The 26004-nt window shown below is 66.9% G+C and carries 21 protein-coding genes and 6 pseudogenes; 16 read left to right on the top strand and 11 right to left on the bottom strand.

Annotated elements, in window-relative coordinates; all coding sequences use genetic code 11:
* Positions 1-128 precede the first annotated feature (128 nt).
* Both ABIA33_RS37020 and ABIA33_RS37015 read right to left on the bottom strand, forming a co-directional pair.
* Positions 129-791 (bottom strand): integrase core domain-containing protein, encoded by a 663-nt coding sequence (locus ABIA33_RS37020; protein ID WP_370088409.1) that lies wholly within the window; start codon positions 789-791, stop codon positions 129-131.
* Positions 792-912: 121 nt separating this feature from the next.
* Entirely contained in the window at positions 913-1215 is a 303-nt protein-coding gene (locus ABIA33_RS37015; RefSeq protein WP_370088407.1) for a hypothetical protein, read from the bottom strand.
* Positions 1216-1514: 299 nt separating this feature from the next.
* Here ABIA33_RS37015 and ABIA33_RS37010 point away from each other — a divergent pair, with 299 nt between their 5' ends.
* A complete protein-coding gene (locus tag ABIA33_RS37010) occupies positions 1515-2282 on the top strand; it encodes a maleylpyruvate isomerase family mycothiol-dependent enzyme (protein ID WP_370088405.1) in 768 nt (255 codons plus the stop codon).
* 185 nt (positions 2283-2467) lie between these two features.
* Here the strand turns inward: ABIA33_RS37010 and ABIA33_RS37005 are convergent, their stop codons facing one another.
* From ABIA33_RS37005 to ABIA33_RS36995, 3 genes are all read right to left on the bottom strand, one after another.
* On the bottom strand, positions 2468-2620 hold the full coding sequence (locus ABIA33_RS37005; RefSeq protein WP_370088403.1) for a hypothetical protein: 153 nt from the start codon (positions 2618-2620) through the stop codon (positions 2468-2470).
* A 142-nt stretch (positions 2621-2762) separates the two neighbouring features.
* Positions 2763-3413, bottom strand: a complete 651-nt coding sequence (locus ABIA33_RS37000; protein ID WP_143600460.1) for a response regulator transcription factor — start codon at positions 3411-3413, stop codon at positions 2763-2765.
* Positions 3401-4648: a sensor histidine kinase gene (locus ABIA33_RS36995; RefSeq protein WP_370088400.1), complete on the bottom strand. Its 1248-nt coding sequence runs from the start codon at positions 4646-4648 to the stop codon at positions 3401-3403. The genes ABIA33_RS37000 and ABIA33_RS36995 overlap by 13 nt, the downstream gene beginning before the upstream one ends.
* Positions 4649-4836: 188 nt before the next feature.
* Between ABIA33_RS36995 and ABIA33_RS36990 the strand changes: the two genes are divergently transcribed.
* Both ABIA33_RS36990 and ABIA33_RS36985 read left to right on the top strand, forming a co-directional pair.
* Positions 4837-5085, top strand: coding sequence for a hypothetical protein (locus ABIA33_RS36990; RefSeq protein ID WP_370088398.1), 249 nt, complete (start codon positions 4837-4839; stop codon positions 5083-5085).
* Positions 5086-5431: 346 nt separating this feature from the next.
* Positions 5432-5941 (top strand): hypothetical protein, encoded by a 510-nt coding sequence (locus ABIA33_RS36985; RefSeq protein WP_370088396.1) that lies wholly within the window; start codon positions 5432-5434, stop codon positions 5939-5941.
* 287 nt (positions 5942-6228) lie between these two features.
* Here the strand turns inward: ABIA33_RS36985 and ABIA33_RS36980 are convergent, their stop codons facing one another.
* The 3 genes and pseudogenes from ABIA33_RS36980 to ABIA33_RS36970 form a co-directional block, all read right to left on the bottom strand.
* Positions 6229-6813 (bottom strand): VOC family protein, encoded by a 585-nt coding sequence (locus ABIA33_RS36980; RefSeq protein ID WP_370088394.1) that lies wholly within the window; start codon positions 6811-6813, stop codon positions 6229-6231.
* Positions 6814-7201: 388 nt separating this feature from the next.
* Complete coding sequence (locus ABIA33_RS36975; RefSeq protein ID WP_370088392.1) at positions 7202-7552, bottom strand: hypothetical protein; 351 nt, start codon at positions 7550-7552, stop codon at positions 7202-7204.
* A gap of 362 nt (positions 7553-7914) precedes the next feature.
* Positions 7915-8906, bottom strand: a pseudogene (locus ABIA33_RS36970) (integrase core domain-containing protein).
* Here ABIA33_RS36970 and ABIA33_RS36965 point away from each other — a divergent pair.
* From ABIA33_RS36965 to ABIA33_RS36950, 4 genes and pseudogenes are all read left to right on the top strand, one after another.
* Positions 8787-9101, top strand: a complete 315-nt coding sequence (locus tag ABIA33_RS36965) for a hypothetical protein (RefSeq protein ID WP_370088415.1) — start codon at positions 8787-8789, stop codon at positions 9099-9101. The pseudogene ABIA33_RS36970 and the gene ABIA33_RS36965 sit on opposite strands and share 120 nt — an antisense overlap.
* An 81-nt stretch (positions 9102-9182) precedes the next feature.
* Positions 9183-9603 (top strand): annotated as a pseudogene (locus ABIA33_RS36960) (MFS transporter); the annotation flags it as partial.
* A gap of 169 nt (positions 9604-9772) precedes the next feature.
* Positions 9773-10462, top strand: a complete 690-nt coding sequence (locus ABIA33_RS36955; RefSeq protein WP_370088390.1) for a DUF899 domain-containing protein — start codon at positions 9773-9775, stop codon at positions 10460-10462.
* A 289-nt stretch (positions 10463-10751) separates the two neighbouring features.
* Positions 10752-11256: pseudogene (locus ABIA33_RS36950) on the top strand (helix-turn-helix domain-containing protein); the annotation flags it as partial.
* A 237-nt stretch (positions 11257-11493) separates the two neighbouring features.
* Here ABIA33_RS36950 and ABIA33_RS36945 read toward each other — a convergent pair.
* Complete coding sequence (locus ABIA33_RS36945; protein ID WP_370088388.1) at positions 11494-11712, bottom strand: hypothetical protein; 219 nt, start codon at positions 11710-11712, stop codon at positions 11494-11496.
* Positions 11713-12226: 514 nt separating this feature from the next.
* Here ABIA33_RS36945 and ABIA33_RS36940 point away from each other — a divergent pair.
* The gene (locus ABIA33_RS36940) at positions 12227-14512 is read left to right on the top strand and encodes a glycoside hydrolase family 3 N-terminal domain-containing protein (RefSeq protein WP_370088386.1); all 2286 of its coding nucleotides are present in this window, start codon (positions 12227-12229) and stop codon (positions 14510-14512) included.
* A 282-nt stretch (positions 14513-14794) separates the two neighbouring features.
* On the opposite strand, the pseudogene ABIA33_RS36935 reads toward ABIA33_RS36940, so the two are convergent.
* A pseudogene (locus tag ABIA33_RS36935) lies at positions 14795-14957 on the bottom strand (transposase); the annotation flags it as partial.
* Here ABIA33_RS36935 and ABIA33_RS36930 point away from each other — a divergent pair.
* From ABIA33_RS36930 to ABIA33_RS36920, 3 genes are all read left to right on the top strand, one after another.
* Positions 14916-15272, top strand: a complete 357-nt coding sequence (locus ABIA33_RS36930) for an integrase core domain-containing protein (protein ID WP_370088413.1) — start codon at positions 14916-14918, stop codon at positions 15270-15272. The pseudogene ABIA33_RS36935 and the gene ABIA33_RS36930 overlap by 42 nt on opposite strands.
* Positions 15273-15337: 65 nt before the next feature.
* Positions 15338-15724, top strand: coding sequence for an integrase core domain-containing protein (locus ABIA33_RS36925; protein ID WP_370088384.1), 387 nt, complete (start codon positions 15338-15340; stop codon positions 15722-15724).
* Positions 15725-16017: 293 nt separating this feature from the next.
* Positions 16018-17346, top strand: a complete 1329-nt coding sequence (locus tag ABIA33_RS36920; protein WP_370088382.1) for a transposase — start codon at positions 16018-16020, stop codon at positions 17344-17346.
* A gap of 148 nt (positions 17347-17494) precedes the next feature.
* Here the strand turns inward: ABIA33_RS36920 and valS are convergent, their stop codons facing one another.
* Positions 17495-19828 (bottom strand): valine--tRNA ligase, encoded by a 2334-nt coding sequence (gene valS / locus ABIA33_RS36915; RefSeq protein WP_370088411.1) that lies wholly within the window; start codon positions 19826-19828, stop codon positions 17495-17497.
* Between valS and ABIA33_RS36910 the strand changes: the two are divergent.
* The 5 genes and pseudogenes from ABIA33_RS36910 to ABIA33_RS36890 all read left to right on the top strand — a co-directional run.
* Positions 19784-20053: pseudogene (locus ABIA33_RS36910) on the top strand (ABC transporter ATP-binding protein); the annotation flags it as partial. The gene valS and the pseudogene ABIA33_RS36910 sit on opposite strands and share 45 nt — an antisense overlap.
* Before the next feature lie 544 nt (positions 20054-20597).
* Positions 20598-22559 carry an AAA domain-containing protein gene (locus ABIA33_RS36905; protein ID WP_370088380.1) on the top strand — a complete coding sequence of 654 codons (1962 nt, stop codon included), beginning with the start codon at positions 20598-20600 and terminating at the stop codon, positions 22557-22559.
* Positions 22560-22615: 56 nt separating this feature from the next.
* Positions 22616-22787, top strand: a pseudogene (locus ABIA33_RS36900) (DUF4916 domain-containing protein); the annotation flags it as partial.
* A gap of 83 nt (positions 22788-22870) precedes the next feature.
* Positions 22871-24118, top strand: coding sequence for a 26S protease regulatory subunit (locus ABIA33_RS36895; protein WP_370088378.1), 1248 nt, complete (start codon positions 22871-22873; stop codon positions 24116-24118).
* Positions 24115-25182 (top strand): tetratricopeptide repeat protein, encoded by a 1068-nt coding sequence (locus ABIA33_RS36890; RefSeq protein WP_370088376.1) that lies wholly within the window; start codon positions 24115-24117, stop codon positions 25180-25182. The genes ABIA33_RS36895 and ABIA33_RS36890 overlap by 4 nt, the downstream gene beginning before the upstream one ends.
* Positions 25183-26004: the final 822 nt, after the last annotated feature.

The raw sequence follows: 26004 nt of genomic DNA, 5'->3' as shown, positions 1-26004 counted from the left end.
ACCCCTACCAAGTAGGGGACTTCACCACTCGATCGACTGAGTCACCGCACACCAGTCCACCGCATAGGTGATCCAAAAAGTGCGAAACACGAGGGGACCTGTAGGGCCCATTTATTCATCGCTGCTGGTCAAGCGGTGTAGTGGTACTCGTTGATCACTCCTCCAAGTACGCGGGTGCGCAGCAGTCGGCGGTTCTGGATGTTGATGGCGGGTGGTGTCTGCTGCGGGGCGTCGGGTGACAGTTGTCCTCGGGATCGGTGCGGTCTGTGCCGGTTGTAGTGGTCCGCGAACTCGGCGAGGACTTTCGTGGCGTGGGACGTGTTCGTGATCAGGACGTGGTCGAGGGCCTCGCGGCGTACGGTTCCGATCACTCGCTCGCAGTGGGCGTTCATCTTGGGTGTGCGCGGGGCGCTGAGCAGGACTTCTGCGTCCTCGGCGGTGAAGACGGCGTCGAAGGAGGCGGTGTACTTCGCGTCCCGGTCGCGGAGCAGGAACCTGGCCTGTCCGCCGCGATCAGCCATCGCCGTGGTGAACTCGCGGGCCTGCTGGACCGCCCACTGCCCGGTGGGGTGCGCGGTCGCGGGGGTGAGGTGCAGTCGGCGGGTGCCGTGTTCCAGGAAGGCCATGGCGTAGAGGCGTTGGCCCAGCGCCGTGTCGAGGTGGAAGAAGTCCGCCGCGACGATGCCCTGGGCCTGGGCGGTCAGGAACTGTGTCCAGCTTGGTCCGTGGCGTCGCGGCGCCGGGTCGATCCCGGCCGCATGCAGGATGTTCCACACCGTGCCCGATGCCACCGGGTGCCCCAGCCGGGCCAGTTCGCCGTGGATGCGTCGATGCCCCCACCTGGGATTCTCGGCTGCCAGGCGCAGGACCAGCTTCCTCAGCGCCGCGGACGAGGGTGGGCGCCCGACACGTTTACGGCGTGCGCTGTAGTCCCACTTGCGTGCGATCAGCCTGCGGTGCCGGGCCAGTACGGTGCCCGGAGTAACGGGGAAGACGCGAGCCCAGCGGTGCCGGGGTATCAGGGAGGACAGGGCGGAGAACCAGAACCGGTCCGCCGGGCTGGTAGCGTACGGGAGAGGTCAACTGCCTGCGCAGCACGGCGTTCTCGTACCGCAGGACCAGCAGCTCGGCCTCCACCGATGCCTCCCGCCGGAGCAGCAGCTCCGGCAGCGACAGCAGTCCCAGGACAGTGCGGTACACCAGCGAAACGATCACTGCCACAGCGTCGCAGAGCGCCGACCCTCACGTACCTCACCTGCAGCGATGAGTTCTTGAGCCCCTCACGGTCGACATGCCGCGCGATCTCGTGCTGGCCCGCGCACTCGGCCTGGTCGGCGCGGTCACCGACCTGCCTGGGACAAAGCAGAAGATCGAGGCCGGCGCCGGGCAGGACTGACGGGCGGGACTGGCGGTGCGGCAGCGCGTCCTTTATTACAGTGGATCCAGTACACACGCGGTAGGCCGGTATGCACCTCATCCGGCTCGGATCGAGCCGGCGACTGATCGGAACCCCCATGCCTGACCTTGACGCCTGGATCTCGGCAGTACGCACCTCGCAGAACCGCTTCGCCGCCCTGCTGGCGCCGCTCGACGCCGAGCAGGTACAGCACCCGTCCTACGACGACGACTGGTCCATCGCCCAGGTCGCCTCGCACCTGGGCAGCCAGTCCGAGATCTTCGACCTAGCCCTGGACGCGGGCCTGAACGGATCCCCGACCCCGGGCATGGAGCAGTTCCAGCCCCTGTGGGACGCCTGGAACGGCAGGTCCCCCGAGGCCCAGGCGGCCGACAGCGTGAAGGCCAACGAGGCCCTCGTCTCCCGGATCGAGGGACTGTCCGGCACCGACCGGGCCCGGTTCCGGGTGTCCCTGTTCGGGCGCGACATCGACCTGGCTGGCCTCTTGGCCATGCGCCTGGGCGAGCACGCACTGCACACCTGGGACATCGCCGTGGCCCTGGACTCATCTGCCGTGGTGTCCCCTGACGCGGTCCACTTGCTGATCGACGTGCTGCCCGGCACTGCGGCGCGGGCCGGCCGGGCCGCCGCCGAACCCCGCGTCCTCGCGGTCGAGACGGCCGACCCGCAGCGCCGGTTCACACTCACCACCGGGCCCGACGTCGAGCTCGCCTCCGCCTCGGGCACCGGGCCGGTGGACCTGGTCCTGCCCGCCGAGGAGCTGCTGCGACTCGTCTACGGGCGGCTGGACCCGGACCGGACCTCGGCAGAACTGCCCGGCCACGAGGTGGTCCCCGAACTGCTGCAGGTGTTCCCGGGCGTCTGACCCTGCCTCCCGATCGCCTGGTCGCTCGCCCGCATCGGCCGGCGCGAGCGCGGTCGTGGTTGATCGCGTACGCGCACCGTCCGGGCCCCCTACGATGCCGCTCGTGCCGCATCGCGGACCACTACAACGGGCACAGGCCCCACCGATCCCGAGGACAACTGCCACCCGACGCCTCACAGCAGACATCACCCGCCATCAACGTCCACAACCGCCGATTGCTGCGCAACCGCATCGACCAGGGCGAAGTCCACCACCTGGGTGAGTTCTCCCAGATGCCCCGGTGCGAACACGCCTCCGGCTACCTCGACCTCGCGGGTGATGACAGACTTCTCCTGCAACGGAACTCCTTGATCAACTCTCTTGGTCGAAAGTTGATCTACAGGAGTTCCGTTGCGTCGTTCAACCCCCTTGACCTGCCGCCTCCCGCGCTAACTCAGCGGTGTTGACTCCAGCCGTAGATCGTGATCACGGATGGGAAGGTCAGGCCCGGGACGCTCCGAGGAACCGCAGCACGGCCAGGACGCGGCGGTGGTCCGCGTCGACCACGGGCAGGTCAAGCTTGGCGAAGATGTTGTTGATGTGCTTCGCCACGGCGCTCTCGCTGACCACCAGCGCCTGCGCGATGCCGGCATTGGAGCGCCCCTCGGCCATCAGGCCGAGCACCTCCCGTTCGCGGGGGGTCAGCCGCGCGAGCGGGTCGCTGTCGCGCCGCAGCAGCAACTGGGCGACGACCTGCGGGTCCAGGGCCGTGCCCCCGTCCGCCACTCGCCGGACCGCCGCCACGAAGTCGGCGACATCGGCAACCCGCTGCTTGAGCAGGTAGCCCACACCGCTGGTGTTCGCAGACAGCAGGTCAGCCGCGTACCGCTCCTCCACGTACTGCGAAAGCAGCACCACCGGCGTCCCCGGCCAGCGCCGACGGATCTCCATCGCCGCCCGCACCCCCTCGTCGGTGAAGCCGGGCGGCATCCGGACGTCGATCAAGGCGAGTTCGGGCCGGTGCTCCGCCACTGCCGCCAACAGCCCCTCCGCGTCGCCGGCTTCCGCGGCGACCTGGAACCCGCCCATCTCCAGCACCTTGATCAGGCCGACCCGCAACAACACCGAATCCTCGGCGATCACCGCGCGCACGGCAGCTCCGCGGTGATGGTAGTGGGCCCGCCAACGGGGCTGCTGACGTGGAAGGCCCCATCGAGGGAGCCGACCCGCTTGGCCAGCCCGGTCAGCCCCGTGCCGTCGGCGGCGTCGGCACCGCCCAGCCCGTCGTCGGTAACGCGCACTCGCAGCACCTCGCCGACCTGACGGACTATCACCTCTGCACGCATCGCGTTGGCGTGCTTCGTTGCATTGGTCAGCGCCTCAGAGATCACGAAGTACGCGACTGACTCCACGTTGGGCGCCACCCGCTCCTCCAGATTGACCCGCAGCCGCACCGGCAGGGGCGTGCGGGCAGCCAGCCCGGACAACGCCGCGTCCAGACCTCGGTCTTCGAGCACGGCCGGGTGCAGCCCCCGCACCAGGTCATTGAGTTCGGCGATCGCCTCCTTCGCCTCCAGGTGCGCTCTCGCGATCACCTCGCGGGCATCACTCGGCAGGTCCGGGCGGGTGGCCATGGCCAGACCCAGGTTGACCGCGAGAGACACCAACCGCTGCTGGGTGCCGTCGTGCAGGTCGCGCTCGATCCGGCGGCGCTCCGCGTCGACGGCCTCGATCAAGTCGGTCCGGCTCACGGCCAGCTGATCGACCCGCTCCTGGAGCCGCTGCGCCCGGCTGGGCCCGAGCAGGCCCAACGCCAGCCGCGCCTCGGCCCGGGCTACTGCCCGCGCGGTCCAGGGCAGGGCGCACAGGAGGAGGAGTCCAGCCGCTGTGTAAGCCGGCAGCTGGGTCAGGTAGCCGAACCAGTCCTGGCGGATTCCGGTTGGCAGCGCCCATGACCAGGCGTAGGCGATGACGCCCGCCAGGCACGCCGCTGCCACCGCGAGCACCAGCAGCTCCAGCAGCCCGAGCAGCGGGCCCAGCAGGAGGTGGTAGCCGATCTTGCGCCAAGGCCGCGTCGCCGCGAGCCACCGGGCGGTCGAGGCCCACGTCCATTGTTCCGGCGCGGTGGGGGTGAGCCGGGGGACGTCCACACCGATGAGCACCCGGTAGCGAGCCCGCTGAACGGCCGTCAGCACCGGGGTGCCGAGCAGGACCAGGGCGGCCGACATGGAAACCGTAAGGAGCCAGTTCCCCGTCCTGGCGGTAGTCGCCGCCGCCCAGGCCCACACGGGCACCAGCGCCAGGTGCGGCAGCACACCAGCGGCAAGAAAGGCGCTGTCCCGCCGCGCCCGGAGGACCGTGCGTCTCAGTCCAGCTGGAATCGTCATGGCACGACGCTAGGGCACCGCAGGACGCCGGTGCCATGAAACCTGTACCCGATCTCATGGTGAACCTAGTACTCCAGCTGCAGATCTTGATCTTGGCCTGTGGGCGGACAGCATCCCGGGTCGGCAGGTCGGCTTCTGCTGGCCGCTGGCAGGTAGACCGGGCCCGCTGGAACAGGCACTATGCCCCGGTGAGCATCGTCATCAAGTTCTTCGTGGCACCGGACGCCGAAGCTGCCGCTGCTGTCGCGGAGGGTGGTCCCGACGGGGTCTTCGAGTCCCTGACCTTCGGCAACTTCGATGTCGAGGAGGCTCTGATCGAGTGGGAGGGCATCTTCACCGGTCGTCCTGCGGCACGAGAACGCCGTGCTACGCTGGCAGTTGGCCTCGCGCGTGCGCTACCAGCCGGCGGACCGATTCTGGTTCTCTGCCATTCTTGAGCCGCTCAAGCTTGGGTGGTGTCAGCTGCGGGCGAGGTGGGGATCGGGCCGGCGCGTGTGCCGCAGCACCTGCGCGGCCGAGGTGACCTCCAGAGTGAAGGCCTGCGGGGGCGGGCAGTCGGCCTGGTCGTAGGCGTCCAGGATGCTCTCGGCCTTCTCCCACAGGCGGCGCGGGCTGCCGAGATCCGGAAATTACCCCAGAGCTACCCATATCACCTTTCGATTCCAGCCGCTGGCGACTGTTTTAGGCCAAACCAATAAACCTCGATTGCTGGAGTTGGTACTCCTGCCGTACGGTCACAATTGTTGACGGTTCGTCGACATTCCACAATTGAAGGGATCAGTCATGCGTAAGCCCATTGCCATCATGGGAATCGCAGCGGTTGCCCTCGTCGGAACGATTTCGAATGCCGACGCATCGACTCCTGTTCCGCACAAGGGAGCAACAAGCGTAACCATCGGAAGGTCGGCGGTATCGGGTGAAACTGCATCGACCAATGCGACGGCCGCAGGAGTGGCTGGTTGCGTAATACCGGCGCAAAAGCCGTTCTTCGTGACCTACCACGGTCCGGTATATGGGCAGGCGCCTATGACCTGCACGGTGCCGCCGCCGGACGCCTGCCACGTGGTCATTGCCCTGCGCAAGCAGGAACCCTACGGCAACTGGGTTACCGTGGCTCAAACTGACTATGGTTGGACCGCCTGTAAGGCGAAGACCTACCAGACCAGCTACAAGTGTGCCAGCTTTGCGTCGAACTCTGAGTTCAACACCGAATCAAGCCTCACCATCGAGTGGCAGGGGAAGTACGGAAGCGACGCAGAATACGGCGATTCCGCCGCACTGGCCTGCGCATAATCTCGGCCTTTCGTGACGGCCTGCCAGCTCGCCCGGCAGGCCGTTGCGGTTGCGGCTGCGGCTGCGGCTGCGGCTGCGGAAGGCTGGGGGCATGGGCCTGCGTGCCCCGCCGGGCCGTCAGATCGCATTTCTGGCTGCACAGTTGAGGTCGAGGCGCCCCCACGGCATCGTCTGTACTGCCGTGCCCTCTACGGCCACCGCGCTCTGATCCTTTATCGCAAAAGATCATGATAGCGGTGGCTGCATGCATGTTCCCGATGTGCCGGCCAAGACCGCGCTGCCGCAGATCACGAACCGCGGGTGTCGTGAATGAACACCGCCGTTGCTGGACGACTTTCCCCTTCGTGGGGTCGGACTTCCGCATCCGCCCAAAATGGGATTTGTGCGTCCCTTTCCTGGGTTTCCATCAGCCAATCTAGCTGGGATTCCTCGGCTTCGCTGGAACTCACTACAAACCTATTTCCCTCCGGGTCGGCCATGTCCACCTCGCCAAGACCCCATCCGTAATGCCTCTTGGCGGTGAGCGTAGCGCCAAGATCGAGAAGCCGACTCACCTCATTTTCCAAAGTCTCAACTTCGGGTCGAAGCCAAAGAATCTTTCCGCGTGCCTCAATGGCTGACGATGCTTGATTGAGGTAGATCTGACTTTTTCCGAGAATGCCGGACGAATATTCGATAAGAATACTCTCTCCAATTCCGACAATTTTAGCATCAAGGACATCGCACCAGAATTTTGCCTGGCTCGATGGATCGAAGCAGTCAATGATCGTGTAGCGAACCTGGAGTGACATAAAACCCTCTTGCTGTAGATAGAGCCGGAATTTTAGTTTCCAAAACGAGAGTGCCTTAGCTTCCATGATGGTTGGCCGCATACGCGAAGGTCAACCTCCGAAGCATCTTCTGCCGACTTCCGAGTCCAGCACCGTCCGTTCGTGCAGTCACCAGGGGCGTTGCGGGGAGGATTTTCGGCTTCGTCGGACGTGGGGTGAGCGGCGTCGATAGCCTGCGGGGATGAGTGAGCAGGAGAAGGTTCAGGGTGAGGCTCCGGCCACGATCTCCTGGCACGCGACCGCTGACCGCCATGGCAGGGCTGATTCAAAGTCCTGGTGATCAAGCTCGTCGGCTGGTTTGAGGGCATCCAGGAGGTCGATCCTGGGTTAGGGATCGACTCAAGGTGGGGTGGAGGCCGGGCAGCGACTCTGTGGGGACATCCGTTGGGGGCTGACCTCATGATGCTGCACAGCCCGAATGGTGCGGCCGTCATCCCTCGGCCGTGGTGCCCTGGTGCTCGCGGCCGGTATCGAAATAGTGGTCCAGATGCGCTTCCTCGCCGAGGGGACTGTCGCGCAAGAGAGAGAAGACCTCGTCGCCGTCGTCCGGCCGTCCTGCCGTGGCCAGGCGATAGCACTGGGCCAACTCCAGGTAGCGATGGCCGTTTTCCCCGGCATAGGTCCGTGCCTCGCTCTCAGCCCTGGCGATGGCCTGGTCCATCGAGACGGCCTGCCACAGCGTCAGGCGCTCCTCATACGGTGTGCCCTCCCAGGCATCCCACTGGAACACACAGCGAACCGCGTACCAGGACTTCTCGTCTGCCGTGTCCGCGGCTGCCATGGTGATCTCCTTGAATGACACACCGCGCTGGGCATGGTCGGCTGGGTGCCCAGGACCTGGACAACCGCCGATTCTCACCGTCGTGAGTCGTCCCTGCAACCGAATACTTGCTGTTCAGGCGCCGTCTGCATGGTCGCGGGGCGGCCGCACCTGTCCAGAGCCCGGGTAATCATGTGAGGCTGCAGGCAAGCGGCGCCGTGGCCCGTTGCTGCTGGGCCGCCACGAAAGCAACGAAACTCCGGTTGGCCCGGGTGACCGCCAAGTCGCCCACGCCAGCCGGAGTTTCGATGTGCCGCCAGTCTGCCACCGTCTGTCTGACCAAGCCTCCGACACTGTGGGTGCCGATTTCTCATCCGGCCTGCTCAGGCAGCGTGTTGGTACTCGTGGAGCACTCCCCCGAGCCGGTCCTTCCGCCGGATGCGCAGGTGATCCAGTCGGGTGGGTTCGACGATCGGGTCGGACAGCGGTCGCAGTGGGGCGGCGCTGCGAAGTGTGCGGTGGGGGCGGTGCCCGTTGTAGAAATGCTCAACTCGCGGAGTGCATGCAGGAGGTGGGCTTGGTTCCAGATCAAGGTCCGGTCCAGGAGTTCGCGCTTGCAGGTTCCCACCCAGCGCTCCATGATCGCGTTCATCCGCGGTGTCCGGATGCCGCTGAGGACGATCCGGAGCCCGGCGTCGGCAAGGACTGCGTCGAATGCGGCGGTGAACTTGGAGTCCCGGTCGCGGATCATGAACGCAGCTCTGCTTCCGGCGTCCTGGGGGTCCATGACGAGGTTTCGGGCGAGCTGGGTGGTCCAGTCTGCCGTGGGCGCGGTGGTGGCACCGAGGATGCGGACGCGCCGGTTGGCGTGCTCGATCACCGCGAAGATGTACAACCGGGTACCCGTCAGGGTGCGGGTCTCCAGGAAGTCGCAGGCCAGCAGGGCATCGGCCTGGGAGCGCAGGAAGGCTGCCCAGGTGGTGCGGTCTCGCTGCGGCGCGGGGTCGATGCCGTGCTCCCTCAAGATCTCCCATACCGTGGATGCGGCGGTCTTGATGCCCAGGGCGGCGAGTTCGCCGTGGATTCTGCGGTAGCCCCACGAGCTGTTCTCCCGCGCCAGTCGCAGGACCATGGCCCGGATCGAGCGCAGGGTGCGCGGCCGCCCGGGCCGCTTGGGCGCACACGTCGCGGCGTGCCGACGTTTGAGCAGGTCGCGGTGCCAGCGCAGCAGCGTGTCCGGGCGCACCATCAGCTGGTGCTGACGCAGCTTGGCCATCGGCAGATGGTGCAGGAGCGCAGCCAGCAGGGTGCGGTCGCCCAAGGTGAACACGGGTCTGCCGACCTGGCGTTGCAGAACGGCGAGCTGGTGGCGCAGCGCAAGAATCTCAACGTCCTTGTCACGGTCGCTCATCGGCAGCAGACGTATGAGGGCGAAGGTGTTCGTCATCGCAATGTAGACCAGTCGCAACACAAGACCATCATGCCGCTCACCTACCGCGATCCGGTGATCATACGGACTCCGGACCGCGCCATCCCGGCTCGCCGCCTCCAACGGCCATCAGGCCGCTGAGCTGGCCGGATGAATAATCGGCACCCGCAGTGTTCGCGCCGCCGGTCAGGCAACGCCGTTGATTTGAGCCGGGGTTGTCCGGGGCTTCCGCTGGCGGCCCTGCTCATCCCACTCACCACCAGCGGAGCCGGGACCCTGCTCTACGTGACCGCAGGAATCTGCGTCTCGGCGGGCGTAGTCGCTGGCAACGTCATCAAAGCGAGCTTCCAGCAGAGCTACTGCCCGCCCGACCTGCTCGGCCGCCTCACCGCCAGCACAGCGTTCCTGAACTACGGCACGATCCCCATCGGCGCGATCCTCGCCGGTGCGCTCGGCACCCTCCTCGGCCTGCCGCGAAGCCATGTGGATCACAACAGTCGGAGTTCCCCTCGCCGGTCTGATCCTCCTCCTCTCCCCGCTCCGCAAGACCCGGGACCCGCCGACTTCCCCGCCGCATCGGAGCAAAACGCCAGCCCCGAACGATCGGAGAGGTGACCTGGTCCTCGTCACCGACCACAGTTGACACCGATCCGATCCAGAACGTCGCAGAAACAAGAACGCCCACCGCGTCAGATCGCCCCTGAAGGTTTGAATGACTGCAAGCCCTTCAACTGGCTGCTGACACACTCCTCGGCTGAGTAGCGGCGCGCTAACATGACGACCGCTGTCCGTACGCTCGATCGGGGGGTTTGATGAACGCCAAGGCACTGCCGTCCGTCGTCGATGCCGAAACCTGGCAGCGTGAACTCGATGCGCTGCGTATCCGGGAGAAGGCCGCGACCCGCGAGCTCGACGCGATCGCCACCCAGCGCCGCTGCCTGCCGATGACGCGTATGCCCGACTACACGCTCGAAGGCGAGCAGGGGCCCGTCCGGCTGGCCGACATCTTCGACGGCATGTCGCAGCTGATCGTCTACAACCACATGTGGTGGCCGGGCAAGGAGTGGCAGTGCCCGGGCTGCACCGGCTTCACGTCGCAGTTCACCCGACTGGAAGCGTTGAAGACCTTCGACGCAAGATTCGTCATCGTCACGCAGGGCCCGATCGACGAGGCACTGGACTACAAGCGCCGAGTCGGCAATAAGATGACTTGGTACTCCACGGCGAACAGCCCGTTCGGCACCGACGTTGGCGCGCCTCCCGGCGGCGGATTCGCCGTCAACGTTTTTCTACGCGACGGCGACACCGTCTACCGCACCTGGCACACCAACGGCCGCGGCACTGAGCAACTCGGCTACACCTTCGGCCTGATCGACCTTCTCCCATACGGCCGACAGGAGGAATGGCAGGACTCGCCCGAAGGCTGGCCGCAGTCACCCACCTACAGCCGGTGGAGCGGCTCCCAGGACATCGCCGCGGCCTACGGCGAACCGACACCGTGACGCAATGAGCTTGTTTCATCCTGAAGTTGCAGGTCATAGGACACGTATGTGATCGGCGGGGTCTGATACGCCCAACGCCGCTGCGTTTAGCGTCGCCAGCGGAGTGCAAGCCCGTATTCCATGACCGTGACTTCGGTGTGGAAGGTGTACTTCTGGGCGGTGCTGGGGTGTTTGCCGAAGTTGGGGACGTCTCGTGTGTCGCAGTTCGCGATGGTGTCGGGCTCGTAAAGTCATCGCTGCAGCTCAGCGATTGCGAGCGTGGGTGAATGGCGACTGGGATGCTGTCGCCATGATCGTATCGCTGCTCTACCGCGCTGCCCGGAGCCTGCTGTCCATACCGGCGGTCCTGCTGCAACGGGACACCGCCAAGGACGCCGAACTGCTGGTCCTGCGGCACGAGAACACGGTCCTGCGCCGCCAACTCAAGGGCCCGGTCCGCTATGAACATGCCGACCGGTTCTGGCTGGCAACCCTGTCCTCGCTAATCCCCCGCCATTTCTGGGGCCACGGTCTTCCCCGTCACCCCCGGCACGCCCCTTGCGTGGCACCGCCGGTTCCTCGCCAAGAAGTGGGACTACTCCGCGCGCCGCAGCAGCAACGGCCGACCACCCACCTCGACTGTCCTCAAAGAGCTGGTACTGCGCCTTGCCATCGAGAATCCCCAGTGGGGCCACCGCCGGATCCAGGGCGAACTCGCCCGCCTGGGACACCCGATCGCCCCCTCCACGGTCTGGGAGATCCTGCACGCCGCCGGCATCGACCCCGCCCCACGCCGAACCGGACCCATCGCCCGCAGTGAACACGGGTCTGTCGACCTGGCGTTGCAGGACGGCGAGCTGGTGCCGCAGCGCAAGAATCTCGACGTCCTTGTCCCGGTCACTCATCGGCAGCAGGCGTATGAGGGCGAGGGTGTTCGACATCGCAAGGTAGGCCAGTCGCAGCACAAGACCATCATGCCGCTCACCTACCGCGATCCGGTGATCATACGGACTCCGGACCGCGCCATCCCGGCTCGCTGCCTCCAACGGCCATCAGGCCGCTGAGCTGGCCGGATGAATAATCGGCACCCACAGATACGCGCGCACGTCCTCGGCGGTCAGCTCCACCAGGTCGGGCTGGATCATCTGCCCGAGCTTCTCCTCGACCGTCATCTGAGCCAGAACGCCTCGGATGAACTGCTCCAGAGCCGGATCCACGGGTGTGTCCGAACGTAGTTCGGGCCAGTCCGGAAGGTAGTCGAGCCGAGCCACGTGCGTCCCCCGCTGTATCTGTCGCAAGTTGTGAGAGAGCGCTCTCTCTCATGTCGACGAACTTTTCCACAATGCCCACGAACCGTCAATGAGTTTGGCCCACGCGGCCGCTGAGCAGCCCGAGGATCCCGCCACCGGGCGGTGGACGCCTATCTCGCATGAAGTGAACCTAAATTGACGATCTGTCGGAAATCGCACCGCGATCAGACCTTTGGAGCCGAGTTCACGGCGACGGCCGCAGTGTGCCCAGCGTTGCAGTCACGTGGGCGAGGGATCCGTCCGAGCTGGGATGACGAGTCCTGCCGAAGGCCTCCGCGGTAGCCGTCCCAGACCTGCGCGGCGCCGGGGTTACTGACAGTTTCGCGTCAACCCAGTAGCATTCCAGAGGTGAGAGAGCGCTCTCTCGCTCTTCTTCCCTGCCCTTGTGCAAGGGGCTCCGCTCCACAGCTGCCCCGCGCCGCATCCTGCCCGCGCGGAGTGCGCAGTCCGTTTCTCTCAGACTGGATGAGTAACTGTGACCGACCTCCCCTACCTGGACCCGACCCTGTCCACCGCGGAACGCATCGACGACTTGCTGGCCCGGATGACGCTGCCGGAGAAGGTCGGGCAGATGCTGCAGCTCAACGCGATGGAGGATGTCCGACACCAGATCGAGGACCTGTACGCGGGCTCGATCCTGCACGCCTCCCCGGAGCGGCTGACGCAGGCCATGGACCTCGCCGAGCGGACCCGCCTGAGCATTCCGCTGCTGGTCGGTGAGGACTGTATTCACGGCCACTCGTTCTTCCCCGGTGCCACCATCTACCCGAGCCAGCTGGGTATGGCCTCCTCCTGGGACCAGGGACTGGTCGAGCGAATCGCGCGTGCCAGCGCCGTCGAGATCTCCGCCACCGGCGTCCACTGGACCTTCTCGCCGGTCCTGTGCATCACTCGCGACCTACGCTGGGGCCGGGTCGGCGAGACCTTCGGCGAAGACCCCTACCTCATCGGCGAGCTGGCTTCTGCCATGGTCCGCGGGTACCAGGGCGACGGATTGGACGACCCCACTGCGATCCTCGCCTGCGCCAAACACTTCGCCGGCTACTCGGAGACCCAAGGCGGCCGCGACGCCAGCGAGGCCGACCTCAGCCGCCGCAAGCTGCGATCCTGGTTCCTGCCGCCCTTCGAACGGGTCGCGCGCGAAGGCTGCCGCACCTTCATGATCGGCTACCAGTCCATCGACGGCATCCCCATCACCGCCAACCGCTGGCTGCTGCGTGAGGTCCTGCGCGAGGAGTGGAACTACACCGGCACCCTCGTCACCGACTGGGACAACGTCGGCCGGATGGTCTGGGAACAGAAGGTCTGCGTCGACTATGCCGAGGCCGCCGCCAGCGCCGTCCGCGCCGGGAACGACCTGATCATGACGACCCCTCAGTTCTTCAAGGGCGCACAGGAGGCCATCAGCCGGGGGCTGCTCACAGAGACGGAGATCGATGCCGCGGTCCGCCGTATCCTGACCCTCAAGTTCGACCTCGGACTGTTCGAGAACCCCCGCCGCCCAGATCCAGCACGCCAGGCTGCTGTCGTGGGTCATGCCGACCACGCGGCACTGAACCTGGAGAGCGCCCGGCGCAGCCTGGTACTGCTCACCAATGACGGCACCCTGCCCCTCCTGTCCGAGGCCGCCCCCGGCGCCGACGGCCGCGCCATACCGGCGACCCCGGTCCCGCCCCGGCGGATCGCGCTGGTCGGCCCCAACGCGGACGACGCCGATGCCCAGCTCGGCGACTGGGCCGGCGGCTCCGGCCAGGCCGACTGGCTGACCGACGGGCAGCCCAGGCACCTCACTCAGACTCTCCTCGACGGACTGCAGGCCCTGGCGCCTGAGGGGTGGACGGTTGCCCATGCCCCGGGAGCCCGCATCGCCGAATTCGGGCCGAATCCGAACGGCCCACTGCTTCCCGACGGACAGCCCGCCCCCGAGGTGGCGGTGCCCGCCGACCCCGATCCGGAACTGCTCCGCGAGGCCGTCGCCGCCGCTGAGCAGTCCGACCTCGTGGTCGCTGTCGTCGGCGACACCATCGGTCTGATCGGCGAATCGCGGTCCACCGCCACCCTGGAACTGGTGGGCGGACAGATCGCTCTGCTCGACGCCCTTGCCGCCACTGGCAAACCGCTCGTGGTCGTCGTGATCAGCTCGAAGCCCATGGTGCTGCCGCAGTCGGCCCTCGGTGCGTCGGCCCTGATCCAGGCGTTCAGCCCCGGGATGCGCGGCGGCCAGGCCCTGGCGGAACTCCTGCTCGGCCTGGTCGAGCCGAGCGGCCGACTGCCCGTCACCGTTCCCCGGCACGTGGGCCAGCAGCCTGTCTACTACAACCAGTTGCGCGGCCAGCACGGCGACCGATACGCCGATCTGAGCCAGGAGCCGCAGTTCGCCTTCGGCCACGGCCTCAGCTACACCCAGGTTGCCTACTCCGACCTGCGGGCCACTGCATCCGACCTCCGGGCCGAGGAATCCGTCCGAGCAACGGTCACCCTGACCAACACGGGCTCTCGACCAGCCCGGGAGACAGTCCAGGTCTACATCCGGGATCTGGTGACCTCGACCACCTGGGCCGACAAAGAGCTCAAGGCGCACTACCAGATCGACCTCGCACCCGGTCAGTGCACGGAACTCGCCCTTGAATTCCCCGCCGCAGACTGCAGCATCATCGACGCGGACGGCCGACGCACCGTCGAACCCGGAGACTTCGACCTCCTGGTCGGCCCCTCCTCCCGCGACGCAGACCTGCTCACCGCACGCTTCCGCATGTGCTGAGGCTGCGGACGACATGACCAGCGGGCCGGCCAGCTGCACCGGCTGTCGGACCGGCCACCACACAACACCGAAGTGGCCGACGTTCTGACCAGTGTGCCAGGGCACGCACAGAGGGGCGAGGGCCGGGCGGCGACGTTGCGGCGGGCTCGGCCGTGGGTGAACCGCCTCTGGTGTCGAACTCTCTTTCCAGACGGAGTAGTCGGAGGATTCGTGACACCTGGGGGCGTACGACGACCAGCTGCGGTTGGGTGTCGGTGCGGGCGGCGTGGCGGTGGACGGACATGCGGCCGGGGTCTGGAAGCCGGTCAGCAGCACCAGCGCGCCCTTGTGGTGGGAAAATGCCAGTCAGGGTGTCGCGCAGCCGGTTGATCATCCGCACCCGGTCAGCGACCAGGTCGGCGCGGTGCGCGGTCAGCAGGGCGAGGTCAGCGACCAGCCGCGCGGGAACGTCGATATAGAAGTCCTCCTCACCCCGCCCCGGGCCCCGCGAGCCAACGCGATCTGCGAACGAGTCGTAGGGACCCTACGCCGCGAAGCTCTCGACCGAATCCTCATCATCAACCAAGCCCACGCCCACACTGTCCTCACCCAGTACATCCAGCACTACAACGAACACCGCCCCCACCAGGCCCGGCAACAGCTCCCACCAAACAGCGCACACACTCCCCCGCCGCACCCCGCCGACGACCTCCAAGCCCACCGCATCCGACGAAAATCCATCCTCGGCGGCCTGATCAACGAGTACCACCAAGCAGCCTGACCAACCGATATCACCGCAGCTCACACGACCAAATTCGTATTTTCGAGCGGCACACCCTGGACGATGTGCACACCGCCGGCATCCGCTATCTGATCCGCGACAATGCCGGCTACTTCACCGAGGGCTTCGGCGCAGTCTTCACCGGCCTCGGCGCCCGCGTGGTGCCCATCCTTCCCGGCGTGCCCCGGATGAACGCGATCGCCGAGCGCTGGGTCGGATCCTGCAGACACGAGGCCATCGACCGTGTCCTGATCACCGGAGAACGTCACCTTCGCCTGATCGTCGACGAGTACGCGGCCCATCACAACGAGCATCGGCCGCACCGATCACTCGGACAACGCTGCCCCGACGATGTCGGCACACCTGAACCGCCCGCTGCCGATGACCGATCGCGTGTTGTCGGGCGCGACCGCCTTGGCGGTCTCATCGACGAATACGCGCAGGTCGCATAGGGTGACAGGGTTTTCGGCACGCACAGGCCGCGATCCTTCGATCGGACCGGCTCCGGACCGTGCCAAACCAGCGGGCAGGGTCGAACGGCCATCAGGCCGCTGGCCTGGCTGGATGGATAATCGGCACCCACAGACCCCTCGTGTTTCGCACTTTTTGGATCACAAGAGTGGTGGACTGGTTTGCGGTGACCCACTCGATCGAGGGATGAAGTCCTCTACTTGGTAGGGGTGGTGACGGACGCAAAGGAAGCATCGGCGGTGTCTGTTTCACCCCGGTTGAGAGTGATCCGCCGATGCTTCCTGAGAAAACGATACCGCCGTCGTTGTCCGCTCTTCTGCTGGTTTGCCGGTCCTGCTTCACCGCGCCGACGTTTCGCAGGTTCTGCGTGCTGCTGACTGGGATGATCGCGCAGACGCGCCGCCGCACCGTGTGCGGGATGCTCCTGGGCATCGGGCTGGAGCGGGTCTGGCACCGTGCCCGGGCCCACCGGTTCTTCTCCACCGCGCGCTGGTCGGTCGACGAGGTCGGACTGGCACTGGCCGCTCTGATCGTCGAGCGCCTCCTGCCAATGGGTATGCCGCTGGTGGTGGCCGTGGACGACACCCTGTTCAAGCGCTCCGGCCGCAAGGTCTTCGGTGCCGCCTGGCAACACGACGGCGCCGCCAAAGGACCCCGACCGGCAGGGTTCGGCAACTGCTGGGTCGTGGCCTGGATCATCGTGACAGTGCCCTTCCCGACCAGACCGGTATGCCTGCCGGTCCTGGCCCGACTGTGGCGCCCACGTCGCACCGGCAAGATCGCCCTGGCCCGCGAGATGACCGAACTCCTCGCCGCCCACTTCCCCGACCGCACCCTCCATGCCGTCGGCGACGCCGCCTACGTGGGCGAACACCTGCGTGGCCTGAACCCTCAGATCACCTGGACCAGCCGCCTGAAGACCACCTCCGTGCTGCACGAACTCCCACCCCCACGGACCGGAAAGAAGGGACGTCCACGCACCCGCGGCCCACGCCTGGGCACACCCGCCGAGATTTCCCAACTCCTGGACTGGCACCGTGCCAGGGTCCTGCGCTACGGCCGCACCGACACCGTGTTCCTGGCCGACCGGATCTGCCTGTGGTACGGCTCCTTCCACAGCCAACCCCTGCGCGTCATCCTGGTCTGGGACGAGCGCTGCGGACCGGGCACCGGCCTGAACCGCGGCTACGGCCTGGCCCTGGTCACCACCGACCTCACCAGCACGCCCCGGCACATCGTGGAACGCTACGCGGCCCGCTGGTCCATCGAGACCACTTTTCACGACGCACGCCAGAACCTCGGTGTCGGCGAGGCCCGCAACCGCACCCAGACCGCCGTGGAACGCACCGTCCCCTTCGGCCTGCTCGCCTACACGGTCACGCTCACCTGGTACGCGCTGGCCGGCCACCAACCCACCGACGCCGAGGAGCACCGCCTCCGGGCCCGCTGGTACACCACCAAGACCCAGCCCTCCTTCGAAGACATGACCGCCAAACTCCGCTGCGTCATCATCGCCCACAGATTTCGCAACCCACGCCCCCACCAGGCACAACCCGAAGAAATCCAGGCCGTCCTCACCGCCTGGGCAATCGCCGGAACATGACCACCAAGAACCGCGAAACACGAGAGACCCTCAGGAACCGCGAAACACGAGGCACCCGATCCAAGTCGCCGACTGGCCCTCCGCGAAACGGAAAACGGCGGCACCAGACCCCGCCGAGAGGTCGGCGCCGCCGTTACGGGTCGCTCGACTACAAGGTGATCACATAGGTGACACCGTTGCTGTCGGCCGGTTCGAAAACCACCTCGGCAACGTGCCCAGCGGACTGCACATCTGCCATCACCTGACGCAGCGCAGCCAGCAGAGGAGCCGGGCCGGTGGCAGTCACCTTGGCGACCTCGGCCCGCATCGAAAGCTGGGCGGCGCTCTTCGCCTTTCGAATGGCCGTGAGGGCTCCGGCCGAGACGCTCAGGAGCTGGGCATCTCCCTTCGATCCCTGCCCCTGAAGGTCGGCCACGCTCGGCCACTGCGCACGGTGCACAGAGCCCTCCTGCCACCAACTCCAGGCTTCTTCGGTGGCAAACGGCAAGAACGGTGCGAGGAGCCGCAGCAGCACCGACAAGGCGGACGAGAGTGCGGCCCTGGCCGAAGCGGCATCGTCCTCGCCGCCCTCGCCGTAGGCACGGTTCTTCACCAGTTCGACGCAGTCGTCGCAGAACGCCCAAAAGCACCGCTCGATCGTCTCGAGTGCGCGAGCATAGTCGTAGCCCTCAAGCTGAGCGGTGGCCTCCTCCACCACCTGGGCAAGGTGAGCCATGAGGGCTTGGTCGATGGGCCTGCTCGCCGACACCTGTGGCTGGCCAACGCCGAGGCCGAGGACGAACTTCGAGACATTGAGGATCTTGATCGCCAGGCGGCGGCCGATCTTCATCTGGGCGATCTCGAAAGCCGTGTCCGTGCCCGGCCGGGCACACACCGCCCAGTACCTCACCGCATCCGACCCGTGCTGGTCCAGAAGATCCAGCGGAGTGACGACGTTACCCTTCGATTTGGACATCTTCTTGCGGTCCGGGTCCAGGATCCACCCGCTGATCGACGCGTGCTCCCACGGGAGAGCGTCATGCTCCAGATCCGCACGGACCACGGTGGAGAACAGCCACGTGCGGATGATCTCGTGGGCCTGGGGGCGCAGGTCCATCGGGAAGACCCGCTGGAACAGGTCGTCGTCGTATCCCCAGCCGCCGGCGATCTGCGGTGTGAGCGAGGACGTGGCCCAGGTGTCCATCACGTCGGGGTCGCCTGTGAACCCACTTGGGACGTCCCGTTGGCCGTCCTCGTAACCAGGCGGGGTATCACTGCTCGGGTCGATAGGCAGCGACTCTTCCGACGGGACGATCAGCTCGTCGGTTGGGTTGCCGACACTGTCGAGGCGGTACCACACCGGCACCGGGACGCCGAAGTAGCGCTGGCGACTGATCAACCAGTCCCCGGCCAGGCCCTCCACCCAGGACCGGTAGCGGTTGTGCATATGCTCGGGATGCCACGTCAGTTCTTCGCCGCGTTCCAGTAGTCTTTCGCGCAGGGCGGCATCCCGGCCGCCGTTCCGCAGGTACCACTGACGGCTGGTGACGATCTCGAGCGGCTTGTCGCCCTTCTCGTAGAACTTGACCGTATGGGTGAACGGGCGGGGCTCGCCGAGCAGGGCACCGCCAGCGCGCAGCATCTCCACCAGTCGTTCGCGGGCCGTGTGCGGCGTCGCTCCCGCGAGCCGCGCGTACGCGGCCTTGGCATCCTCGGATTCGAGGACAGCCGGCGCGTCCTGAAGGAAGCGCCCGTCACGCCCAAGGACCGAGCGGGTGGGAAGGTTCAGTTCACGCCACCACACCACGTCGGTGGTGTCACCGAACGTACAGATCATGGCGGCACCAGTCCCCTTTTCGGGGTCCGCCAGCCGGTGCGCCAGGACGGGCACCTCGACGCCGAAGACGGGTGTGCGAACCGTGGTGCCGAACAGCTTCTGGTAGCGCTCGTCGTCGGGGTGCGCCACGACGGCAACGCAGGCAGGAAGAAGCTCGGGGCGGGTCGTCGCGATTTCCAGCGTCTGGCCGGCATCCGAGGCGAACAACAGGTGGTGATAGGCACTGGGCCGCTCACGGTCCTCCAACTCGGCCTGGGCGACCGCAGTCTGGAAGGTCACGTCCCACAGGGTCGGCGCCTCGGCCTGGTACGCCTCACCACGTGCGAGGTTGCGCAGGAACATGCGCTGTGACACCGCCCGGGCCCGACTGTCGATGGTCTGGTAGGTGTGGTTCCAGTCGACCGAGAGGCCAAGGCGGCGCCAAAGGCTCTCGAAGACCTTCTCGTCCTCCACTGTGAGCTGTTCGCACAGCTCGATGAAGTTACGGCGGGAGACCGGGATCTGCTGCTTGCCTGGGACTGCCGGCGGGGCATAGTCCGCTTCGTACGGGAGCGACGGGTCACACCGGACACCGAAGTAGTTCTGGACGCGGCGCTCGGTCGGAAGCCCAGTGGCATCCTGGTGCCCACTGCCGGCGAGGTCCGCATCGACGGGCTGGTTCCCCATCAGGACCGGACCGCGGTCGCGGACAGGATCGGGGTACTGTTCGGACAGCGGACGCAGCTCTGGCTGGACCTGCCTGTCGCGGATTCGCTCGAGACCCTGCGCGACATCTACGGGGTGGACCATGCGCTCTACCGCAAGCGGCTGAAGAAGTTCGACGAGGTGCTCGGCCTCGGAGAGATCATGCCCCTCGTGGCGCGCCGGCTTTCGCTCGGGCAGAGGATGCGGGCGGATCTCGCCGCAGCGCTGATACACGGCCCCCGAGTGGCCTACCTGGACGAGCCGACCATCGGGCTGGACATTGCAGTCAAGGACAACGTTCGCACCTTCCTGCGGGAGATGCGCGACGAGGGCACGACCATCATGCTCACCAGCCACGATCTGCAGGACATCGAAGGAATCTGCAGGCGCCTGGTGATCATCGACGACGGGTCGATCATCTTCGACGGCCAACTGGAGGCCCTCAAGGACGCGTACGCGCGGGACCGCCTGCTGCACGTCCATACCGCAGAGCCGGTTGAACCGGACGCCGTGAGGGCCGCCATACCCCGGGCGACCGTCGAGCCCGGCGAGGATCCTAAGCAGTTCGCCGTTCGTTTTGACCGCTTCGAGTTGACTGCCGGTCAGATCGTCACGGCACTGGCACGGCTGGCCGGGATCATCGACTTCCGGGTCGACGAACCCAGCATCGACGATGTGATCCGCCCGGGAGTTCTACGACGACTCGATGATCACTTTCCCTGGCGCACAGGCCGAGGGGGACGACGTCGGCGTGGCGTTCTTCCGCGTGCCGGACGGCGCCTACCGGGCAGGTTCCGCTGCGCGGAACAACCCTCGCGAAGCGGAAGAGGTCGCCCGGCGCGTCATCGAACACTTCAGCACGCGCAAAGACAGGTCCCTCGGCGTCGTTGCCCTGTCCCAGTCCCAGGCCCTCGCCATCCAGGATGCCGTGGACAACGCTCGCCGCTCCCGCCCCGACCTGGACGTGTGCTTCTCCGAGGGCCGACTCGACGGCTTCTTCGTCAAGAACCTGGAGACGGTGCAGGGAGACGAACGCGATGTGATCATCATGTCTATCGGGTACGGCCCCGACCAGACCGGCAAACTCACCATGCGCTTCGGCCCGATGAACCAGAGCGAAGGCTGGCGCCGCCTCAACGTGGCGATCACACGGGCCCGCTACCGAGTGGAGGTCGTCGCTTCCTTCGACCCGGACCAGATGAGGGAGACCGGCAGCAAGAGCCTCAACCACCTGCGGCGGTACCTCCAGTACGCCGACCGCGGTCCCGTCGTGCTGTCCGAGCAGGAACTCGATCCTGCCGCAATGCCGGAGAGCCCCTTCGAGGAGTCGGTCCTGAACGTCCTCCAGGGCTGGGGCTACGACGTCCAGCCTCAGGTCGGTATCGCCGGCTACAGGATCGACCTGGGAATCCGGCACCCGCGCAAGGCTGGACGGTTCGCCCTGGGTATTGAGTGCGATGGCGCGATGTACCACTCCTCCAAGGCTGCCCGCGACCGCGACCGGCTGCGCGAGGGGATCCTTCAGGGACTCGGCTGGAACCTTCACCGCATCTGGGGAACCGACTGGTATCGCGACCGTGCCAACGCCGAGCGGCGACTCCGCGATGCCGTCGAACGGGCAATCGACTCCCAGCCCGCCGACGGCAAAGCCTCCACAGCACGCGCCGCCCAGCCCGAGCCCGCTTCCACCCTCGGACAAGGCAGCCAAGAGACGCTCGAGGCAGCTCCGCTAATAGCATCGGCCCCGCACAGGTTCGTCGATGTGCCCGCCGGTTACAAGGTCGTCGAGTGGATTCGCCCCAACGAGGCCGCAGCAGCGCACCGTGCTGTCACCGAAAAGCGCCTCGCTCCAGTCCCAGGCCCTCAAGGTACGCCGAACGGGCAGGCGCGCTGGTTCCAGGGAACCACCGGTTGGGCCGACGACGGCTTCGTGGAGATCACGCGTAACAACAAGGTCGTCGCGCAACTGTTTCCCTATGAGGTGCGCGCCTTGCTCCAAGCGATCGTCGACGGCCGCGATGTCCCCGTACAGGACACGGACGGCCACCCCGTGGGACTCGTGCAGCACTTTCCCACGGATTCGGCCGAGGCGCAGTCCTTCCGCAGTCCCATCCGGCTGCTTCGCTCAAAGTCGAATGCCGGTCCACGCAGCGCATCCGCCACAACGAATGCGGCCCCCGACTCAAAGGCCGCTGCCCGCCAGGCTGCGGCTCGGCGGCAAAGCGCTCCGCCACGCACCAGCCGCCGTCCAGCAGGCATCCAGGTCGATCGCCTGCCCGTCCAGGCCTACCAGCGGGTTCACCACGAACGCGCACGGATCGAACGTGAACTCGCCGAGCCAGCTCCACAGTTCATCGCTGTGGATGCGTCAGCCCTGGCGGCCCAGAAGAGAAAGTACGAGCAGGCCCGGACGCGACTCGAACAACGCCGCGACTTCCTCCGCGAAATCCTGGCCTGGGTGACTCAGGGCCACACCGATCCCAGAAACCCGATCGTCGTCCCCGGCGCCCTGGTCGGGATCACCTACGAGGGTGACTCGGACGCCACCATCTATGAAATCGCCGCGATCCCCTCCGGTGAAATCGACGACACCACCACCCCGGACTCGCCACTCGGCAAGGCACTGCTATGGAAGGCCCTGGGCGACCAAATCACCTACCGAACCGAGGACGGCCGCACCTTCACAGTCGCTGTGTGCTCCATAGACACGTGAAAGCTCCGGCTGCGCACCACTGCAGTCGACATCATCGTCGAGGTCAGCGACCGGCGCAGGCCTACATCGTCCCGGTCACCGGAGACTGCCGTCCCCGGCAGCAACGCTCTCGACCTGGGCTGGTTCACCCCGCAGGAGCCCGCGTCCCACCTGGTCCAGCAGGAGATGCCCGGCGGGCAGGGGATCGTGCTGAAGCAGGCCCTCGCCCACGTCGGCTGTCCGACCTGAGCGTCTGCCCGCCGCCCTGTCGCCCGCGGCAGGCCCGCGGGCGCGGAGCCGTGTGGCTGAAACACGCAGGCTAAGGTCTCACCATGGCAGATGACACCCCGCTGATCCGCAGTCTGCGGGCCGCCGTCGAGGCGGCGCCGATGGACATACCCCTGCGCCTGCACCTCGCCGGCCTGCTCCTGGACGCCGGTGAGACGCAGCAGGCCATTGCGCAGGTGGCGGCAGCCCTCCAGCACGAACCGGACAGTGCGCAGGCGCGGGAGCTGATGATGCGGGCGATGGGCGCGGGGCCGCAGGCCCCGGCGGTACCGACCCTGCCGGCGCAGGAGCCGGGCCCGGAGCGGGCCGGATTCGACTGGCGTTCCGCCGAGCAACAGCTCAGCGACGTCGTCCAGCCACGGTTCGTGGAGCCGGCCGCCGCCGATGGCGAGGACGACCCCGGTGACCAGTTCGCCTGGGACATAGAGACCACCCGCGTCGGCCTCACCGACGTGGGTGGCATGACCGAGGTCAAACGGCGCCTGGAGGCGGCCTTCCTCGCGCCGATGCGCAACCCCGAACTGCGCCGCCTGTACGGCAAGTCACTGCGTGGCGGACTGCTGCTCTACGGCCCTCCCGGCTGCGGCAAGACCTTCATCGCCCGCGCCGTGGCAGGGGAGTTGGGCGCCAAGTTCCTCTCGGTGAGCCTCAGCGACGTGCTCGACATGTACATCGGTCAGTCCGAGCGCAATCTGCACGAGGTTTTCGCCGCCGCTCGTCGCAACGCGCCCTGTGTGGTCTTCCTCGACGAGATCGACGCCTTGGGTGGCAAACGCAGCAGTATGCGCCACAACGCCATGCGTGGCACCGTCAACCAACTGCTGACGGAACTTGACGGAGCCCAGCACGAGAACGAAGGCGTGTTCGTGCTCGCGGCCACCAACTCGCCCTGGGACGTGGACAATGCGCTGCGTCGCCCAGGCCGCCTCGACCGCACCCTGCTGGTGCTGCCACCGGACCAGGAGGCCCGGGAGTCCATCCTGCGATACCACCTCAGGGACCGTCCGGTGGAAGGCGTGGATCTGACGAAGCTGGCCAAGCGGACTGACGGTTACTCAGGAGCCGACCTCGCGCATCTGTGCGAGACGGCGGCCGAGGCAGCCCTGCTGGATTCCGCGGCGAGCGGCACCGTCCGCATGATCGGGACCGCGGATCTGCTCGCGGCCGTCAAGGAAGTCAAGCCCTCCATCGAGTCCTGGTTCGCCGCAGCCCGCAATGTGGCGATGTTCGCGAACGAGGGCGGCGCGTACGACGACCTCGTTGCGTATCTGAAGCGGAGCCGCAAGCTGTGAGCGGGGACGGTGGTTCCACGGTCCGGCTGAGCCGCGCCACGGCACTGTTGGACATGAACCGCTTTGCCCAGGCAAGGCCACTGCTGGCCCAAGCGCTCGCCGAGGACGCCGGCAGCAGCGCCGCCTGGTGTGCGATGGCCAGGTGCTGCCATGGACTGGAGGACTACCCGGGGGCCCTGCATGCCGCAGACCAGGCGATCGCGGCGGCACCGGGAGAAGCGGTGGCGTGGCGGCTGCGCGCATTGGCCCTCCTCGGCTCGAAGCGGTTGACCGAGGCGTCGGCAGCGGCGCGGGAGTCGCTGCGGCTGGAACCGGAGTTCTGGTTCGGCCACGTGCTGACCGCCATGATCGCCCTGGCCGACCCGCGGTCGCAGATCGGGGAAGCTGCCTACCAGGCGGCCACCCGGGGTCGGCAACTGGGACCGGAAAACGCCGTCGCACACTTCATCGTCGGGTGCGTCGCCGAGCGGCTGAAGCACCCGGAGGAGGCCGAAGCCTGCTACCGCGAGGCGCTGGGCCGCGATCCGGAGCACCGGGGCTCCCGCAACAACCTCTCCCGGCTCCTGATGAAGCAAGGTGACCATTTCGCCGCGGCGCAGGGCTTCGCGGCCGTCGCGGCAGCGGACCGGGGTGTGGGGCTTGGCACCTTCAACCTGCGTGTGATGGCGGTACGGCTGCTCGCGCGCGCCCGCTGGATCTCGTTGGTCGGGCTGCTCGTGGCCGACATGACCGTCCTGGGGACGGCAGGAGATGCCTCCTGGCCGACTCGGGGAGTCCTGTTGGCGCTGCTCGTCCTGTGCTGGGCGCTGTGGGCGGTGTGGGTCCTGAGGCAGATCCCACCACTGCTCCTGCGGCCGATGCTCCGCACGGCCAGGGGCAGCGGCTACGTCGGCCTTTCGCTGCTCGGGGTGTCCGCGTGCACGCTGGCGGCTGTCGCGCTGCTCGCCGTACCGCCACTCGGCCGGTGGGCGGATCTGGTGGTGATCGTCAGTGCGACCGCGCAGTTCTCCGCGTTCACGGCGGCACGGCGGGTCGCTCGGAGCGAGCGGGCCGACCTGAACTGAGCGTGTGGTAGTCGGGGCCCTTCGGGCACGCATGTCTTCGAGCAGCCCCCTGCTGGACGGTGATGCCGAGTGCCTCGGCGACCACGGGGTCGCCCAGATGTTCCTGGGCGGCGGGCAGGACCAGCGTCGTCCGATTGCTGATCTTGTCGAAGACCCTGCCAACTCGGACGGGAACAGCACACGATGGCGGACGCCCAATTGGGCCACAGGATCGACGGACGGCACGTCCCGGCCGCTCGCGCTGCGGAAGTACAGCCGCTGCGTCAGCAGCTTCGTGCCCACTGCCCAGTCGTAGAACTTGTTGATCGTGGTCCGGCGTCGCCGCCACGCCGCGGGCATCACCGGGTCGTCGCGGTACTGCGTGCAGAACTCGCGGTAGGCCACCAGGTCGTCCTCGGTGGCCGACAACGGATCGCTCGGCGGATCGAGGCTCGCCAGAAAGTCGTCGAGGTCGAGGAAGTCGTAGGTGCAGTCCTGGAGGGACTTTGCCTTGTTCGTCTTGGCCATCTCGCGGAAGAACGAGCAGTGCGGCTCCGGGGGCCGCATGTCCGGGCCGAGGAAGAACGGCCTTCCGCGCACTCAAGCAAGTACTCGGCTGGACCGCCCCCAAACTGCGCGATCTCGAAGCCGCCGACCGCTGGACCTGGCTGGTCGTGGTCCAATGCCGCGAAGTTAAGGGCCGTGGGGTGGTGTCAAGGTGTCGGGCGGGGTGATCTTGTAGGTGTTCGGTGCTGTGCGGGTCAGCAGGCTGTGGCGGGTCCAAAGGCATAGCTGGGAGGTGAGGTTCTGGATGGATCGGCGCACAGTAAGTCCCAGGTGGTG

The organism is Streptacidiphilus sp. MAP12-16 (assembly GCF_041262165.1).
Classification (GTDB): Bacteria; Actinomycetota; Actinomycetes; order Streptomycetales; family Streptomycetaceae; genus Streptacidiphilus.
This window is presented reverse-complemented; position numbering and strand designations above follow the sequence as displayed.